We start from the raw sequence: 16799 nt of genomic DNA on the forward strand, positions 1-16799 counted from the left end.
TGCCGCCTTGTCTCAGCGTAAAATCCTTCGGACTCTGAATCTGAGCTGAAAATTGTTGTCTTCTCAATCCGCCAAAACATCTTCGGCGTTGTAAGGTTAAGCCTCACGGTTCATTAGTACCGGTTAGCTCAACGCATCGCTGCGCTTACACACCCGGCCTATCAACGTCGTCGTCTTCAACGTTCCTTCAGGAGACCTAAAGTCTCAGGGAGAACTCATCTCGGGGCAAGTTTCGTGCTTAGATGCTTTCAGCACTTATCTCTTCCGCATTTAGCTACCGGGCAGTGCCATTGGCATGACAACCCGAACACCAGTGATGCGTCCACTCCGGTCCTCTCGTACTAGGAGCAGCCCCCCTCAGTTCTCCAGCGCCCACGGCAGATAGGGACCGAACTGTCTCACGACGTTCTAAACCCAGCTCGCGTACCACTTTAAATGGCGAACAGCCATACCCTTGGGACCTACTTCAGCCCCAGGATGTGATGAGCCGACATCGAGGTGCCAAACACCGCCGTCGATATGAACTCTTGGGCGGTATCAGCCTGTTATCCCCGGAGTACCTTTTATCCGTTGAGCGATGGCCCTTCCATTCAGAACCACCGGATCACTATGACCTGCTTTCGCACCTGCTCGCGCCGTCACGCTCGCAGTCAAGCTGGCTTATGCCATTGCACTAACCTCCTGATGTCCGACCAGGATTAGCCAACCTTCGTGCTCCTCCGTTACTCTTTAGGAGGAGACCGCCCCAGTCAAACTACCCACCAGACACTGTCCGCAACCCGGGTAACGGGTCCACGTTAGAACATCAAACATTAAAGGGTGGTATTTCAAGGTCGGCTCCACGCAGACTGGCGTCCACGCTTCAAAGCCTCCCACCTATCCTACACATCAAGGCTCAATGTTCAGTGTCAAGCTATAGTAAAGGTTCACGGGGTCTTTCCGTCTTGCCGCGGGTACACTGCATCTTCACAGCGAGTTCAATTTCACTGAGTCTCGGGTGGAGACAGCCTGGCCATCATTACGCCATTCGTGCAGGTCGGAACTTACCCGACAAGGAATTTCGCTACCTTAGGACCGTTATAGTTACGGCCGCCGTTTACCGGGGCTTCGATCAGGAGCTTCGCTTGCGCTGACCCCATCAATTAACCTTCCGGCACCGGGCAGGCGTCACACCGTATACGTCCACTTTCGTGTTTGCACAGTGCTGTGTTTTTAATAAACAGTTGCAGCCAGCTGGTATCTTCGACTGACTTCAGCTCCATGAGTAAATCACTTCACCTACATGTCAGCGTGCCTTCTCCCGAAGTTACGGCACCATTTTGCCTAGTTCCTTCACCCGAGTTCTCTCAAGCGCCTTGGTATTCTCTACCTGACCACCTGTGTCGGTTTGGGGTACGATTTGATGTTACCTGATGCTTAGAGGCTTTTCCTGGAAGCAGGGCATTTGTTGCTTCAGCACCGTAGTGCCTCGTCGTCACGCCTCAGCCTTGATTTTCCGGATTTGCCTGGAAAACCAGCCTACACGCTTAAACCGGGACAACCGTCGCCCGGCCAACATAGCCTTCTCCGTCCCCCCTTCGCAGTAACACCAAGTACGGGAATATTAACCCGTTTCCCATCGACTACGCCTTTCGGCCTCGCCTTAGGGGTCGACTCACCCTGCCCCGATTAACGTTGGACAGGAACCCTTGGTCTTCCGGCGAGCGGGCTTTTCACCCGCTTTATCGTTACTTATGTCAGCATTCGCACTTCTGATACCTCCAGCATGCCTCACAGCACACCTTCACAGGCTTACAGAACGCTCCCCTACCCAACGAACGTATCCCTAAGCCAACTCGACTTTAATGAACGCTTTGACGTCGCTTCGCTCCGTCAATCGTCAACTCCGCAAAGTTGTCTTGGGTGATACGTTCGCTGCCGCAGCTTCGGTGCATGGTTTAGCCCCGTTACATCTTCCGCGCAGGCCGACTCGACCAGTGAGCTATTACGCTTTCTTTAAATGATGGCTGCTTCTAAGCCAACATCCTGGCTGTCTGGGCCTTCCCACATCGTTTCCCACTTAACCATGACTTTGGGACCTTAGCTGGCGGTCTGGGTTGTTTCCCTCTTCACGACGGACGTTAGCACCCGCCGTGTGTCTCCCGTGATAACATTCTCCGGTATTCGCAGTTTGCATCGGGTTGGTAAGTCGGGATGACCCCCTAGCCGAAACAGTGCTCTACCCCCGGAGATGAATTCACGAGGCGCTACCTAAATAGCTTTCGGGGAGAACCAGCTATCTCCCGGTTTGATTGGCCTTTCACCCCCAGCCACAGGTCATCCGCTAATTTTTCAACATTAGTCGGTTCGGTCCTCCAGTTAGTGTTACCCAACCTTCAACCTGCCCATGGCTAGATCACCGGGTTTCGGGTCTATACCCTGCAACTTAACGCCCGGTTAAGACTCGGTTTCCCTGCGGCTCCCCTATGCGGTTAACCTTGCTACAGAATATAAGTCGCTGACCCATTATACAAAAGGTACGCAGTCACACAGGTAAACCTGTGCTCCCACTGCTTGTACGTACACGGTTTCAGGTTCTTTTTCACTCCCCTCGCCGGGGTTCTTTTCGCCTTTCCCTCACGGTACTGGTTCACTATCGGTCAGTCAGGAGTATTTAGCCTTGGAGGATGGTCCCCCCATATTCAGACAGGATACCACGTGTCCCGCCCTACTCATCGAGCTCACAGCACATGCGCTTTTGTGTACGGGGCTGTCACCCTGTATCGCGCGCCTTTCCAGACGCTTCCACTAACACACATGCTGATTCAGGCTCTGGGCTCCTCCCCGTTCGCTCGCCGCTACTGGGGGAATCTCGGTTGATTTCTTTTCCTCGGGGTACTTAGATGTTTCAGTTCCCCCGGTTCGCCTCATTAACCTATGGATTCAGTTAATGATAGTGTGACGAGTCACACTGGGTTTCCCCATTCGGAAATCGCCGGTTATAACGGTTCATATCACCTTACCGGCGCTTATCGCAGATTAGCACGTCCTTCATCGCCTCTGACTGCCAGGGCATCCACCGTGTACGCTTAGTCGCTTAACCTCACAACCCGAAGATGTTTCTTACGATTCATCATCGTGTTGCGAAAATTTGAGAGACTCACGAACAACTTTCGTTGTTCTGTGTTTCAATTTTCAGCTTGATCCAGATTTTTAAAGAGCAAAACTTCGCAGTGAACCCTTTCAGGTACACTCTGAAGTATTTTTTCGTAAACACTCACGAGATGGTGGAGCTATGCGGGATCGAACCGCAGACCTCCTGCGTGCAAAGCAGGCGCTCTCCCAGCTGAGCTATAGCCCCATCGTGTAGTCAGAACCTCTTTACCGATAATTTTTCCTGAGACAAGGCGTGGAATAACGAAGCATACATCAGTATGTGAGTTATTTCACAACGCAGTATTCAGGGAAAATTTGGTAGGCCTGAGTGGACTTGAACCACCGACCTCACCCTTATCAGGGGTGCGCTCTAACCACCTGAGCTACAAGCCTGTAGAGGTTTTACTGCTCGTTTTTCATCAGACAATCTGTGTGAGCACTGCAAAGAACAGTTCTTTAAGGTAAGGAGGTGATCCAACCGCAGGTTCCCCTACGGTTACCTTGTTACGACTTCACCCCAGTCATGAATCACAAAGTGGTAAGCGCCCTCCCGAAGGTTAAGCTACCTACTTCTTTTGCAACCCACTCCCATGGTGTGACGGGCGGTGTGTACAAGGCCCGGGAACGTATTCACCGTGGCATTCTGATCCACGATTACTAGCGATTCCGACTTCATGGAGTCGAGTTGCAGACTCCAATCCGGACTACGACGCACTTTATGAGGTCCGCTTGCTCTCGCGAGGTCGCTTCTCTTTGTATGCGCCATTGTAGCACGTGTGTAGCCCTGGTCGTAAGGGCCATGATGACTTGACGTCATCCCCACCTTCCTCCAGTTTATCACTGGCAGTCTCCTTTGAGTTCCCGACCTAATCGCTGGCAACAAAGGATAAGGGTTGCGCTCGTTGCGGGACTTAACCCAACATTTCACAACACGAGCTGACGACAGCCATGCAGCACCTGTCTCACAGTTCCCGAAGGCACCAATCCATCTCTGGAAAGTTCTGTGGATGTCAAGACCAGGTAAGGTTCTTCGCGTTGCATCGAATTAAACCACATGCTCCACCGCTTGTGCGGGCCCCCGTCAATTCATTTGAGTTTTAACCTTGCGGCCGTACTCCCCAGGCGGTCTACTTAACGCGTTAGCTCCGGAAGCCACGCCTCAAGGGCACAACCTCCAAGTAGACATCGTTTACGGCGTGGACTACCAGGGTATCTAATCCTGTTTGCTCCCCACGCTTTCGCACCTGAGCGTCAGTCTTTGTCCAGGGGGCCGCCTTCGCCACCGGTATTCCTCCAGATCTCTACGCATTTCACCGCTACACCTGGAATTCTACCCCCCTCTACAAGACTCAAGCCTGCCAGTTTCGAATGCAGTTCCCAGGTTGAGCCCGGGGATTTCACATCCGACTTGACAGACCGCCTGCGTGCGCTTTACGCCCAGTAATTCCGATTAACGCTTGCACCCTCCGTATTACCGCGGCTGCTGGCACGGAGTTAGCCGGTGCTTCTTCTGCGGGTAACGTCAATTGCTGCGGTTATTAACCACAACACCTTCCTCCCCGCTGAAAGTACTTTACAACCCGAAGGCCTTCTTCATACACGCGGCATGGCTGCATCAGGCTTGCGCCCATTGTGCAATATTCCCCACTGCTGCCTCCCGTAGGAGTCTGGACCGTGTCTCAGTTCCAGTGTGGCTGGTCATCCTCTCAGACCAGCTAGGGATCGTCGCCTTGGTGAGCCGTTACCTCACCAACAAGCTAATCCCATCTGGGCACATCTGATGGCAAGAGGCCCGAAGGTCCCCCTCTTTGGTCTTGCGACGTTATGCGGTATTAGCCACCGTTTCCAGTAGTTATCCCCCTCCATCAGGCAGTTTCCCAGACATTACTCACCCGTCCGCCACTCGTCAGCAAAGCAGCAAGCTGCTTCCTGTTACCGTTCGACTTGCATGTGTTAGGCCTGCCGCCAGCGTTCAATCTGAGCCATGATCAAACTCTTCAATTTAAAAGTTTGATGCTCAAAGAATTAAACTTCGTAATGAATTACGTGTTCACTCTTGAGACTTGGTATTCATTTTTCGTCCGAGGACGTTAAGAATCCGTATCTTCGAGTGCCCACACAGATTGTCTGATAAATTGTTAAAGAGCAGTGCCGCTTCGCTTTTTCTCAGCGGCGCGGGGTGTGCATATTACGCTTTCCCGCTTCAGAGTCAAGCGTTTATTTTCGCTTTTCTCCGTGAGGTTCTGGTCTGAACCCCGCTGACCCGGCGGCCTGTGTGCCGTTGTTCCGTGTCAGTGGTGGCGCATTATAGGGAGTTATTTCTGCCTGACAAGAGGAAATTTAAAATAATTTCTCAAGTGCCTGGTATTTACCCAAAACGCCATTAAACCGCCAGTTTTTCGAGCGTTTCAAAGCCATAACGCTGTAAAACGGGTAATAATTGTTCAGCTCCTGGCGTCATTGCCATGCAATAAGCAATATTGGCATCGGTTGATTTCGCATCCGGCGCTTCATGTTCCAACAGCCAGGCTGTACGACGCGCTATCGCCGCGCCGGAATCCACTAACCGCGTCCCTTCGGGCAGGACTTGCAAAAGCTCGTCCCGTAATAGAGGGAAATGCGTACACCCCAGAACGACCGTGTCAGGCGGCTCCGGCATTCGTAGCCATGGGCGTAATATACGGCGCAGTTCTTCCAGCGATACCGAATCGCCATGTAATTTAGCTTCCGCCAGTTCCACCAGTTCTGCCGACCCCAACATCGCTATCTGACATTCATTGGCGAAGCGCGCAATCAGCTCGTGAGTATAAGGACGTTTGACCGTGGCTCTCGTCGCCAGTAGCCCGACGACGCCATTGGCGGTAAGCCGCGCCGCTGGTTTAATCGCAGGCACAACGCCCACCACCGGGAAGGCAAACTTTTCACGTAATGCGGGAAGTGAGACCGTACTGGCGGTATTACAGGCAATCACCGCCAGTGAAAGGGGATAGCGCTGCTGTACCGCAGTCACAATCTCGACAACGCGCTCAACGATAAACGTTTCGCTCTTTTCCCCGTAGGGGAAAGCCACGTTATCGAAAGCATATATATAGTGGAGATCCGGCAGGAGCCGCCGAATCTCATCATAGACCGACAATCCACCGACGCCGGAATCAAATACCAGCACGGTGGGACGTGGTTCAGAAGGTGTAGCTGCCAGACAAGGTGTATTCTCGTCCTGCAGTTTGGTAGCCATAAACTGTCTCGTAATCTTTGTCGAACAGGTTGGCTATTTTACCACGAACTGTCAGATGTGAGGTGACCGGATATGCAACCGTAAGATCCCATAAACTGACGCCGCCCATTTTTACTGTCCGGTATGGGTAAGCGGAGTAATCCGAATCATAGCGGGAACCAAGGTATTGATATGTCACCCCCCAGTCAAAATCGTAAACGTCCCAGTCAAGTTGATATTTTGCCATCTGTTTGGAACGCCGCGGTAATGGCGTATCGGTAATCGCATTACGCGCATCAACGTAATCGTAACTGACCGTATGCGTTAACGGTCCGGTATCGAAATTCGCCGTCGCCTCAATACCTTTAATGCGCGCCTTACCTTCGTTGTAATATTTTTGCAGATGATCGTCATAATCGATCATGTCATTAATATCGTTACGATAACCTGAAATACGCCAGCTGACGCCAGCGGTTAGCCCTTCAAATGCGCCTTCCCACTGTTTACTCTTTTCAGGATTCAGGTTCGGATTACCGTAATAACCATACAGTTGGCCCAAATTAGGCGCTTTGTAGGAGGTTCCGTAGGAGGCAATAAAGCGATAACCTTCTATAAACTCCCATCCCGCGCTGGTTTGCCATGTACCATGACGACCAAACTGGGAGTTGTCATCACTGCGCGCCGCCGCTTCCAGAGTGAAGTCACCCAACTGTTGTAATCCTGTCAGGTAAACCCCGGTATTACGCTGGTCATATCCCTCGGGCACATAGCCGGTACCTGGCGTGGTAGTCTGTTTCTGCCAGTCTACGCCCGCCCCAACATTACCGTGCCCCACGACCACACTGTTGGTCCATTGAACATTGTACTGTTTCATCTCATCCAGCGTGGCGGAGGTATCATACCGGCCATAGTGCGGATCATAGTTGTAATCTTTACTGTGGCTATAGCTTGAAACCAGCTGAGACTGAATACGTTCGCCATTAAAGCGCAGCCCGGCGTCCCAGCTTTGGCTATAAAGTTTGCGTGTATCAATTAGCGGCGAGCCCGGCGAGTAATAGGCGTCGTAATCGGTACGGTTATCGTAGCCATAACCACGCACGAATCCGCTCCAGCGATCAGAAAAGGTATGCTCTAACGCGCCATAAAGCGTTTTACTCAAAAAGCCGTCCCGGTCAGGCTGCGCCTGCATCCCGGTACCGCCTTTCGCTACCACGTCAAACCCTTTGGTGTATTCGTAATCGCCGATCAACGTCGCCCGCGTGTTTTCGCCAAGTTGCTGTTGCGTCGAGATGTCGTAATTCTGGTAGCTATTGCTTCCCCATCCAGCGGTTAATTCTGTGCCTGGGTTATCGCGCGTCGTAATGATATTCACTACGCCGCCGATAGCATCGGAACCATAAATAGCGGAGCGCGGACCGCGAATATATTCAATGCGCTGTACCAGCGACACCGGGAACTGGCTGAGATCGGCGGACCCGCTCACGCCTGCTAAATTCAGACGCACGCCGTCAATCAATACCAGTACATGGCTGGAGTTGGTGCCGCGAATGAAAATGGAGGAGTTTTGTCCGGCGCCGCCGCTCTGCGCAATATCGACGCCAGGCAAACGGCGCAGAACATCATTTACGGAGGTCGATTGCCAGCGTTCAATATCCTGACGCGTCACGATGGTAACGGGCGCCAGAACCGCGCTGCGCGGCTGCTGAAAACGGTTGGCGGTGACAACCAGGGTATCCGGGCTAGTGTCCTGCGCCCAAGCGGAAAAGGCCGTGACGGAGAACGCCGTCAGCAGCGTAGCTTTTTTAATCATTGTAAAGCATCCACAATATAAGAAGGATGCCGCAGGCTTCATCGATAGTACGCGATGATGAAAAACCAGATGCGACGTTAGCCGGCAGGTCTTCGGGCTTGGAGGGTTATCCGTTGACTGGATAGCAGAAATGATGACTTCCCGCCGGAGGCAGTGTCTGCTTACGCTCTCATCTCACCTTTCCTTACCGCTGCGCGTCAGCTCCAGATTTTCACTGGATTCCCTATTAACTCACAGGACCGGCCCACGGATGCTACCGTCTGTCACAACACCCTGTCCAGACCGCGCATCACAAATCAGAAATCATCAATAGCTGGACATCCACTGAGCAATCCCTACAATCCCCGCGTACTTTTATTATTCAGGATGCGATATGACCCCCGAACATCTTCCGACAGAACAGTATGAGGCGCAGCTGGCCGAAAAAGTGGCGCGCTTGCAGAGTATGATGGCGCCGTTTTCTGGCCTGGTTCCGGAAGTATTTCGCTCGCCGGTCAGTCACTATCGTATGCGTGCGGAATTTCGCCTGTGGCATGACGGCGATGACCTGTACCACATTATGTTTGATCAGCAGACCAAAAGCCGCATTCGCGTTGACACCTTCCCGGCGGCCAGCCAACTGATTAATACCTTAATGAAGGCGATGATTGCCGGCGTGCGCGATAATCATGCACTGCGGCATAAGCTGTTCCAGATCGATTATCTCACGACCTTGAGCAACCAGGCGGTAGTGTCGTTGCTGTACCATAAGAAGCTGGACGAAGAGTGGCGTGAAGCCGCCACTGCGTTACGCGATGCTTTACGCGCGCAAGGTCTGAACGTACACCTGATTGGCCGGGCCACTAAAACTAAAATCGAATTGGATCAGGATTATATTGATGAGCGTCTGCCTGTGGCAGGTAAAGAGATGATCTACCGCCAGGTCGAAAACAGCTTTACGCAGCCAAACGCCGCCATGAATATTCAGATGTTAGAGTGGGCGCTAGAGGTGACGAAAGACTCAAAAGGCGATCTGCTTGAGTTGTATTGCGGCAACGGCAATTTTTCTTTAGCGCTGGCGCGCAATTTTAACCGCGTGCTGGCAACCGAAATCGCCAAACCGTCCGTCGCTGCCGCACAGTACAATATTGCCGCTAATCATATTGATAATGTGCAAATTATTCGCATGGCGGCGGAAGAGTTTACCCAGGCGATGAACGGCGTTCGTGAGTTTAACCGCCTGCAGGGGATCGACCTGAAGCGCTATCAGTGCGAAACCATTTTTGTCGATCCGCCGCGCAGCGGTCTGGACAGCGAAACAGAAAAAATGGTGCAGGCTTATCCACGTATTCTGTACATTTCCTGCAATCCGGAAACGTTGTGCAAAAACCTGGAAACGTTAAGCCAGACGCACACGGTGTCTCGCCTGGCGCTATTCGATCAGTTCCCGTATACGCATCATATGGAATGCGGGGTATTACTCACCGCAAGGTAAAATGTACGTCGGATGGCCGGTTATACCGCCATCCGGCCTTCGCACACTACTCTGCGGTGTCCTGCTTGCGGTTACGCAGTTTAAAGCCAATCCAGAATACCAGAATCACCGACAGCACCGCCGGGAAGAAATTAGAGCCAATATCCGGATATTCTGCACGCACGACGGTGCTATACAGTAAAACGCCAAGAATGAAACAGGCGGCGGCCAACCCCGGCAAACCTACCGGCATAGTACGATTTTGGTAGCGCTGATGCAGGCAATATACCGTCAGCACCAGCGAGATAACCGGGAATACGGAGAACGGCACAATAGCGCTAAACAGCGCCGCGAATGTGCCGTTAATCGATAAGCCAGCGATGAGCGCCAGCAACAGCGTACCTTTATCTTGACCTGACTGTTTCATTACTCGTCCTTCACGTTATTCGGAATGTTGTGCTATTTTCTCTTGCTCACGGCGATACCAGTAATACGCCCCTTTCGCAATCATGCGCAGTTGCAATACCAGCCGCTCTTCTAATTGCCGACGCTGTTCAGCGCCGATGTCCAACGCCTCTGCGCCCGCGCTAAAGACAATAGTCACCATCGCTTCGGCCTGGGCTTCAGTAAACGCGCGCGGCATATGGTTTTCGAGTTCCAGATAGTCGGCAAGTTCCGCAATAAAATGCTGAATCTCCCGCGCGACGGCGGCACGAAACGCCGCGGAAGTGCCGGAACGCTCGCGCAACAACAGACGGAAGGCGTTGGGATTGTTGCCGATAAACTCCATAAATGTAGAGACCGACGTGCGAATGACGCTGCCGCCTTTCGCGATACGCTGTCGCGCCTGACGCATCAACTGACGCAGCATCAGACCGCTTTCATCCACCATCGTCAGACCGAGTTCATCGACATCGCGAAAATGACGGTAAAACGACGTTGGCGCAATGCCCGCTTCACGCGCCACCTCACGCAAACTCAGGCTGGCGAAACTCCGCTCAGCGCTCAGTTGGCTGAATGCGGCTTCCACCAGCGAACGCCGGGTTTTTTCTTTTTGTTGCGCTCTAACACCCATCACAATGTCTGAATCCTTCCATATGCCTTATTCGGCACTATACCAGAGAATAAAAGTAACGGGTTCACACTGGATTGTGAATGATTGTTTACAGACAGTTTGTGCTCCGGCTTCGCAAAAAAGCACAACGATAATTGGGTTAAAGCTGGGCAAATGTTATCATCGTGTTTATTTTATGTATAAAAACAGGTGAGTAATACCATGCCACATTCCTGGGATTATGATGCAGTCGTCATAGGGTCAGGCCCCGGCGGTGAAGGCGCTGCAATGGGTCTGGTTAAGCAAGGAGCACGCGTCGCGGTGATTGAGCGTTATCATAACGTTGGCGGCGGATGTACCCACTGGGGTACCATCCCATCCAAAGCCCTTCGCCACGCCGTCAGCCGCATTATTGAATTTAATCAAAACCCGCTCTATAGCGACCACTCCCGTCTCCTTCGTTCTTCTTTCGCCGATATCCTTAATCATGCCGATAACGTGATTAATCAACAAACGCGTATGCGTCAGGGGTTTTATGAGCGTAACCACTGTGAAATCTTGCAGGGCAACGCCCATTTTATTGACGAACATACCCTGGCGCTGGAATGCCATGACGGCACGGTTGAAACTCTGACGGCAGAAAAATTTGTTATTGCCTGTGGTTCGCGTCCTTACCATCCCAGTGATGTGGATTTCTCGCATCCGCGCATTTATGACAGCGACTCAATCCTGAGTCTCCACCATGAACCGCGCCACGTTATTATTTACGGCGCCGGCGTTATCGGCTGCGAATATGCGTCCATCTTCCGCGGTATGGATGTGAAAGTGGATCTGATCAACACCCGCGATCGCCTGCTGGCCTTTCTCGATCAGGAGATGTCCGACTCTCTCTCTTACCATTTCTGGAATAGCGGCGTGGTTATTCGCCACAATGAAGAGTATGAGAAAATCGAAGGCTGCGATGATGGCGTCATCATGCACCTGAAATCCGGCAAAAAACTGAAGGCTGACTGCCTGCTCTATGCTAATGGTCGTACCGGTAACACCGATTCGCTGGCGCTGGAGAATATTGGTCTGGAAACAGACAGCCGTGGACAGCTCAAAGTCAACAGTATGTACCAGACCGCCCTGCCGCACGTCTATGCGGTGGGCGACGTGATTGGCTATCCCAGTCTGGCCTCCGCCGCCTACGATCAGGGGCGTATTGCAGCGCAGGCGCTGGTGAAAGGCGAAGCGACCGCGCATCTTATCGAAGATATCCCCACCGGGATTTATACCATTCCGGAAATCAGTTCTGTCGGCAAAACCGAGCAGCAGTTAACGGCAATGAAAGTGCCTTACGAAGTGGGCCGCGCGCAGTTTAAGCATCTGGCGCGAGCGCAAATCGTCGGCATGAACGTCGGCACGCTAAAAATTCTCTTCCACCGCGAAACCAAAGAAATTCTGGGGATTCACTGCTTTGGCGAACGCGCCGCCGAAATTATTCATATCGGCCAGGCGATCATGGAGCAGAAAGGTGGTGGTAACACCATCGAATACTTCGTTAACACCACCTTTAACTACCCAACCATGGCGGAAGCTTATCGGGTTGCGGCGTTGAACGGCTTAAACCGCCTGTTTTAACGCCTTGTCGAAATGGCCATCCATTGCGCCACGGATGGCCTCTGCCAGTTGCTCATAACGGCTACGCAGCGGCGATCCCGGGCGATAAACCAGCCCCACGGTACGACGCGGCTCCGGCTTAATGCATGGCAGATAAACCACGCCGTCGCGCTTACGCTCCTGCGGTACGGCCAGCGCGGGGAGTAGTGTAATACCACTGCCCGCCGCCACCATGTTACGCAGCGTTTCCAGACTGGTCGCCCGGAAATGGGTATCTTCATCCGCTCCCGCTTCAAAACAGAACCCCATCGCCTGATCGCGCAGACAGTGGCCATCTTCCAGCATCAGCAATTTCTCGCCCGCCAGATCGGACATCGGCACGCGATCGCGATTCGCCCACGGATGATCCTCATAAATAGCCAGCATCATCGGTTCATCAAACAGCGGCACTTCGATAAACGCCTCGCTCTCTTTCACCAGCGCCAGAATAGCGCAGTCAAGCTTGCCGCTATCGAGTTGCGCTAACAACTGATGCGTTTGCGCCTCATGCAGATACATTTCCAGCTTCGGGAAAGTCTGGTGCAACATTGGAATGATAAGCGGCAGCAAATAGGGACCAATTGTTGGGATTAAACCAATATGCAGCGGGCCGGACATCGTCTCGCCTTGTTGGCTTGCCATCTCCTTGAGCACCTTGACCTCACGCAGTACGGTACGCGCCTGATCCACCAGCAGTAAGCCCGCCTGGGTAAACAGCACCTTACGGCTCGTACGCTCCAGCAGCATAACGCCCAGCTCATCTTCCAGCTTGCGTATTTGCCCGCTAAGGGTTGGCTGGCTGACGTGACAGGAGTCCGCCGCTCGCCGGAAATGGCGATGTTCGGCTAACGCCACCAGATATTCAAGATCACGAATATTCATTATTCATCCTCCGTCGCCACGATAGTTCATGGCGATAGGTAGCATAGCAATGAACGATTATCCCTATCAACCTTTCTGATTAATAATACATCACAGAACGGAGCGGTTTCTCGTTTAACCCTTGAAGACACCGCCCGTTCAGAGGGTATCTCTCGAACCCGAAATAACTAAAGCCAACGTGAACTTTTGCGGACCTCTGGTCCGCTTTTTTTTGCGTAAAAAAGCCCGGCGTCGCTGATGCTCGGCCGGGCAGTATTACCTGATAGCGCTGCGCTTATAAGGCCTACAACGCGAGGCGCGCCCTGGCATCGTCGATGGCCTGCGCCACCTGCTGCGGAGAAACGCCGCCTTTTGCCGCCCGTTTATCCAGACACGACTGCAAAGACAATATCGGATACACATCGTCGCCAATCACGCGGCTGAATTTCTGTAAATCGGCCAGCGGCAACGCTTCCAGCGGCTTACCCTGGCGAATGGCTTCTACCACCGCTTCGCCGACAATATGGTGCGCTTCGCGGAACGGCACGCCTTTCGCGACCAGGTAATCCGCCAGCTCCGTGGCGTTGGCATACCCCTGTTGCGCCGCGTCCTGACAACGTGGGCGTTTCACCTGAATACCGTCCAGCACCAACGCCGCCATATGCAGGCAGTCAAGCCAGGTATCGAGCGCATCGAACAGCCCTTCTTTGTCTTCCTGCATATCTTTGTTGTACGCCAGCGGCAGACCTTTTAAGGTCATCATCATGCCGGTTAGCGCCCCTTGTACGCGACCGCACTTACCGCGAATCAGCTCCAGCGCGTCCGGGTTTTTCTTCTGCGGCATTAACGATGAACCGGAAGTCACGCGGTCAGAAAGCTCTACAAAACCCGCTTCACCAGAATTAAAGAAAATCAGATCTTCCGCGAAGCGTGACAGATGCACCATGCCGATAGCCGCATCAGAAAGCAGTTCCAGTACGTGGTCACGATCGGACACGCTGTCCAGGCTGTTGCGGGTCGCAGACGTAAAGCCCAGCCAGCCTGCCAATTGTTCACGGTCAATTTCATAGGCCGTTCCCGCCAACGCGCCGCAGCCTAGCGGACTCACGTCCAGACGTTTAAGCGTGTCCTGCAGGCGGCTTTCATCGCGCGCCAGCATTTCGACATACGCGAGACACCAGTGGGCGAAAGTCACTGGCTGCGCGCGTTGCAGATGGGTATATCCCGGCATTACCGCGTCCTGGTTCGCCTGCGCGGTTTCCACCAGCGCGCTCTGTAGCTGGCGGTTAGCGGTAAGCAGTTCCCTCACCGTCTCTTTGCACCACAGTTTCAGGTCCGTCGCCACCTGATCGTTACGGCTGCGCCCGGTGTGCAGCTTTTTACCCAACTGACCCACTTTGTCGATGAGTTTACCTTCCGCCCAACTATGGATATCTTCCGCATCGCTTTGCAGGATTTGCTGCGGATTCGCGCGAACCTCTTCCAGCAGCACGTTCAGCGCTTCTTCCAACTGTCGTTGCTCATCGGCAGTCAGTACGCCTACCGTGACCAATGCTTTGGACCAGGCCACAGAACCGACAATATCCTGCTCTGCCAGACGGTAATCGAAGCGCAACGAATCATTGAATTGTTTAAACCGCTGGTCTGCCGCCTGTGTAAAACGCCCACCCCAAAGTGCCATAATAGACTTCCTTAAATTCTTCGAATTTCACTGCCGGATGGCGCTACGCTTATCCGGCCTATAATTTCTGTTCACGTAGGCCCGATAAGGCGCAGCCGCCATCAGGCGAACAAATAGTTAAGCCAGAATACGCGTGCCAATCGGCGTGCCGTTAAACAGCGCCGGCAGTTGCTCCGCATGACGCCAGGAAGCGATATCCACCGGGCGCCCCAGCGCCCGCGCAGCATCGAGAGCCGCATTCACTTTCACAATCATCCCGTCGGTAATAATGCCCTGGTCGATAAGCTGCTCGGCTTTGGACGCCGTCATTTCGGCGATACGCTGGCCTTTGCCGTCCAGAATACCGCTCACGTCGGAAAGCAGGATCAGATCGGCCCCCAGCGTCGCCGCCAGCGCGGTTGCCGCCTGATCGGCGTTGACGTTCATCAGTTGGCCGTCGTCTGTTACGCCAATGGAGCTGACCACCGGCAGAAAGCCGTTTTCCAGCAGCATGTTAATCAGCTTCGGCGACCCCGGCTGCGCCAGCCCGACGTGGCCTAACGCTTCATCGAGTTGGGTCACGTTTACGCTGTCGCCATCGCCCAGAAACAGACCAACAGAGGCGATATGGTGTTTCTTCGCCCAGGCCAGCAGAGTCTTGTTAGCGGTTCCCGCCAGCGCGCCGGTAATGATGCCAATCTGATCGGCAGGCGTCACGCGCAGGCCGTCTTTCTTTTTCACTGGCAAATTAAGCCCTTTCATCAGCTCATCCACCACGCAACCGCCGCCGTGAACAATCACCAGCGGACGCTGATGGGACTCACGATAGTTGACCAGCGCGGTAAAAAGACGTTCCAGAGCCTCTTCGCTATCCAGTAATACGCCACCCAGCTTGATAATTAATGGATTCATCATTTCACCCTTAAATAAGAGACTGCGTTTCAGCGAAGCCAAAACGAATATTAGCGCACTGCACCGCCTGCGCCGCTGCGCCTTTCAACAAGTTGTCTTCGGTTGCCACCACAATCAGATGTTCGCCCTGGACGGCAAAACCAATATCGCAGAACGGCAGCCCGACGACGTTCTTTAACGCCGGAACGCCTTTGTCATACAGGCGCACCAGCGGTTTGTCGCCATAGGCTTTTTGCAACACGTCGGCGACCTGCGCATGGGTTACTCCCGCTTTCAGGCGGCAGGTAATGGTTTCCAGAATCCCGCGCGGGAAATTCCCCAGATGCGGGGTGAAGATGACCTCCGCGCCCAGATGGACGGCGATTTCCGGCTGATGACGATGCGTAAACACGCCATACGGTTGCAGACTCACTTCACAGAAACTGTTCGAAATTGCCGCTTTGCGCCCCGCGCCGCTCACCCCGCTGGTGGCATTAATTACCGGCCACTGCGTCAGATCCAGAAGCCCGCCGTCAATCAGCGGTTTTAGCGACAACTGCGCTGCGGTTGGATAGCAACCAGGAACCGCAATCAGATTCGCCGTGTTCAGTTTATCGGCATTCCACTCCGCCAGACCGTACACCGCCTGCTCCAGCAGCTCAGGATACTGATGAGTAAATCCGTAATACTTTTCATAGAAGGCGCGATCGTTTACCCGAAACGCGCCGGAAAGATCGAATACGACGCATCCGGCCTGTAAAAATTGCGGCGCCAGATCGTGGCTCACTTCATGCGCTGTCGCCAGGAACACCACATCAACATCTGCGCTAAAGTCACGTACATCCGACATCGGTTGCAATGGCAGGTCGACAATCCCTTTTAACTGCGGATGTAAATCAGAAATTAACTTTCCTGCATCATTGCTTTGCGCTGAGACGGTCAAAGCGGTTATGGTCATATGTGGGTGGCGATTTACGTAGCTTACAAGCTCTGCGCCCGCATAACCGCTAGCGCCTACAATCAGCGTATTCAACATCGGGTTCCTTTATGCTCAACGTTAATGTATTTTTATTCATAATT

10 protein-coding genes, 2 tRNA genes, 2 rRNA genes and 1 riboswitch are annotated in these 16799 nt (G+C 53.2%); of the genes, 2 read left to right on the forward strand and 12 right to left on the reverse strand.

Going from position 1 to position 16799, the window contains the following annotated elements:
• Window positions 1–92 precede the first annotated feature (92 nt).
• The 6 genes from HU143_RS21255 to btuB form a co-directional block, all read right to left on the reverse strand.
• Window positions 93–3082 (reverse strand): 23S ribosomal RNA (locus HU143_RS21255).
• 182 nt (window positions 3083–3264) lie between these two features.
• Window positions 3265–3340 (reverse strand) — tRNA-Ala (locus HU143_RS21260).
• Between the two features lie 111 nt (window positions 3341–3451).
• Window positions 3452–3528 (reverse strand) — tRNA-Ile (locus tag HU143_RS21265).
• Window positions 3529–3597: 69 nt separating this feature from the next.
• Window positions 3598–5139, reverse strand: a 16S ribosomal RNA gene (locus tag HU143_RS21270).
• Together the 16S and 23S rRNA genes with 2 tRNA genes alongside form the textbook arrangement of a ribosomal RNA operon.
• 379 nt (window positions 5140–5518) lie before the next feature.
• Window positions 5519–6370, reverse strand: a complete 852-nt coding sequence (gene murI / locus HU143_RS21275) for a glutamate racemase (protein WP_000201804.1) — start codon at window positions 6368–6370, stop codon at window positions 5519–5521.
• Window positions 6315–8159 (reverse strand): TonB-dependent vitamin B12 receptor BtuB, encoded by a 1845-nt coding sequence (btuB, locus tag HU143_RS21280; protein WP_000591403.1) that lies wholly within the window; start codon window positions 8157–8159, stop codon window positions 6315–6317. The genes murI and btuB overlap by 56 nt, the downstream gene beginning before the upstream one ends.
• A gap of 65 nt (window positions 8160–8224) precedes the next feature.
• Window positions 8225–8418: riboswitch (cobalamin riboswitch) on the reverse strand.
• 114 nt (window positions 8419–8532) lie between these two features.
• Here btuB and trmA point away from each other — a divergent pair.
• Window positions 8533–9633 (forward strand): tRNA (uridine(54)-C5)-methyltransferase TrmA, encoded by a 1101-nt coding sequence (gene trmA / locus HU143_RS21285; RefSeq protein ID WP_000186981.1) that lies wholly within the window; start codon window positions 8533–8535, stop codon window positions 9631–9633.
• A 46-nt stretch (window positions 9634–9679) separates the two neighbouring features.
• Here the strand turns inward: trmA and HU143_RS21290 are convergent, their stop codons facing one another.
• The gene (locus HU143_RS21290; protein WP_000813838.1) at window positions 9680–10039 is read right to left on the reverse strand and encodes a YijD family membrane protein; all 360 of its coding nucleotides are present in this window, start codon (window positions 10037–10039) and stop codon (window positions 9680–9682) included.
• Between the two features lie 15 nt (window positions 10040–10054).
• Window positions 10055–10690: an HTH-type transcriptional repressor FabR gene (gene fabR / locus HU143_RS21295; RefSeq protein ID WP_000971959.1), complete on the reverse strand. Its 636-nt coding sequence runs from the start codon at window positions 10688–10690 to the stop codon at window positions 10055–10057.
• Window positions 10691–10888: 198 nt separating this feature from the next.
• Between fabR and sthA the strand changes: the two genes are divergently transcribed.
• A complete protein-coding gene (gene sthA, locus HU143_RS21300) occupies window positions 10889–12289 on the forward strand; it encodes a Si-specific NAD(P)(+) transhydrogenase (protein ID WP_001120791.1) in 1401 nt (466 codons plus the stop codon).
• On the opposite strand, the gene oxyR is transcribed toward sthA, so the two are convergent.
• The 4 genes from oxyR to argC all read right to left on the reverse strand — a co-directional run bounded on the left by oxyR (window position 12272) and on the right by argC (window position 16755).
• Window positions 12272–13189 carry a DNA-binding transcriptional regulator OxyR gene (oxyR, locus tag HU143_RS21305; RefSeq protein WP_001025919.1) on the reverse strand — a complete coding sequence of 306 codons (918 nt, stop codon included), beginning with the start codon at window positions 13187–13189 and terminating at the stop codon, window positions 12272–12274. The genes sthA and oxyR overlap by 18 nt on opposite strands.
• 283 nt (window positions 13190–13472) lie before the next feature.
• Complete coding sequence (gene argH / locus HU143_RS21310) at window positions 13473–14849, reverse strand: argininosuccinate lyase (protein WP_051129331.1); 1377 nt, start codon at window positions 14847–14849, stop codon at window positions 13473–13475.
• Between the two features lie 117 nt (window positions 14850–14966).
• Window positions 14967–15743: an acetylglutamate kinase gene (gene argB / locus HU143_RS21315; RefSeq protein WP_001575262.1), complete on the reverse strand. Its 777-nt coding sequence runs from the start codon at window positions 15741–15743 to the stop codon at window positions 14967–14969.
• Window positions 15744–15750: 7 nt separating this feature from the next.
• Window positions 15751–16755: an N-acetyl-gamma-glutamyl-phosphate reductase gene (argC, locus tag HU143_RS21320; protein ID WP_000935336.1), complete on the reverse strand. Its 1005-nt coding sequence runs from the start codon at window positions 16753–16755 to the stop codon at window positions 15751–15753.
• Window positions 16756–16799: the final 44 nt, after the last annotated feature.

It is taken from the genome of Salmonella sp. SJTUF14076 (assembly GCF_015534835.1).
Lineage (GTDB): Bacteria > Pseudomonadota > Gammaproteobacteria > Enterobacterales > Enterobacteriaceae > Salmonella > Salmonella enterica.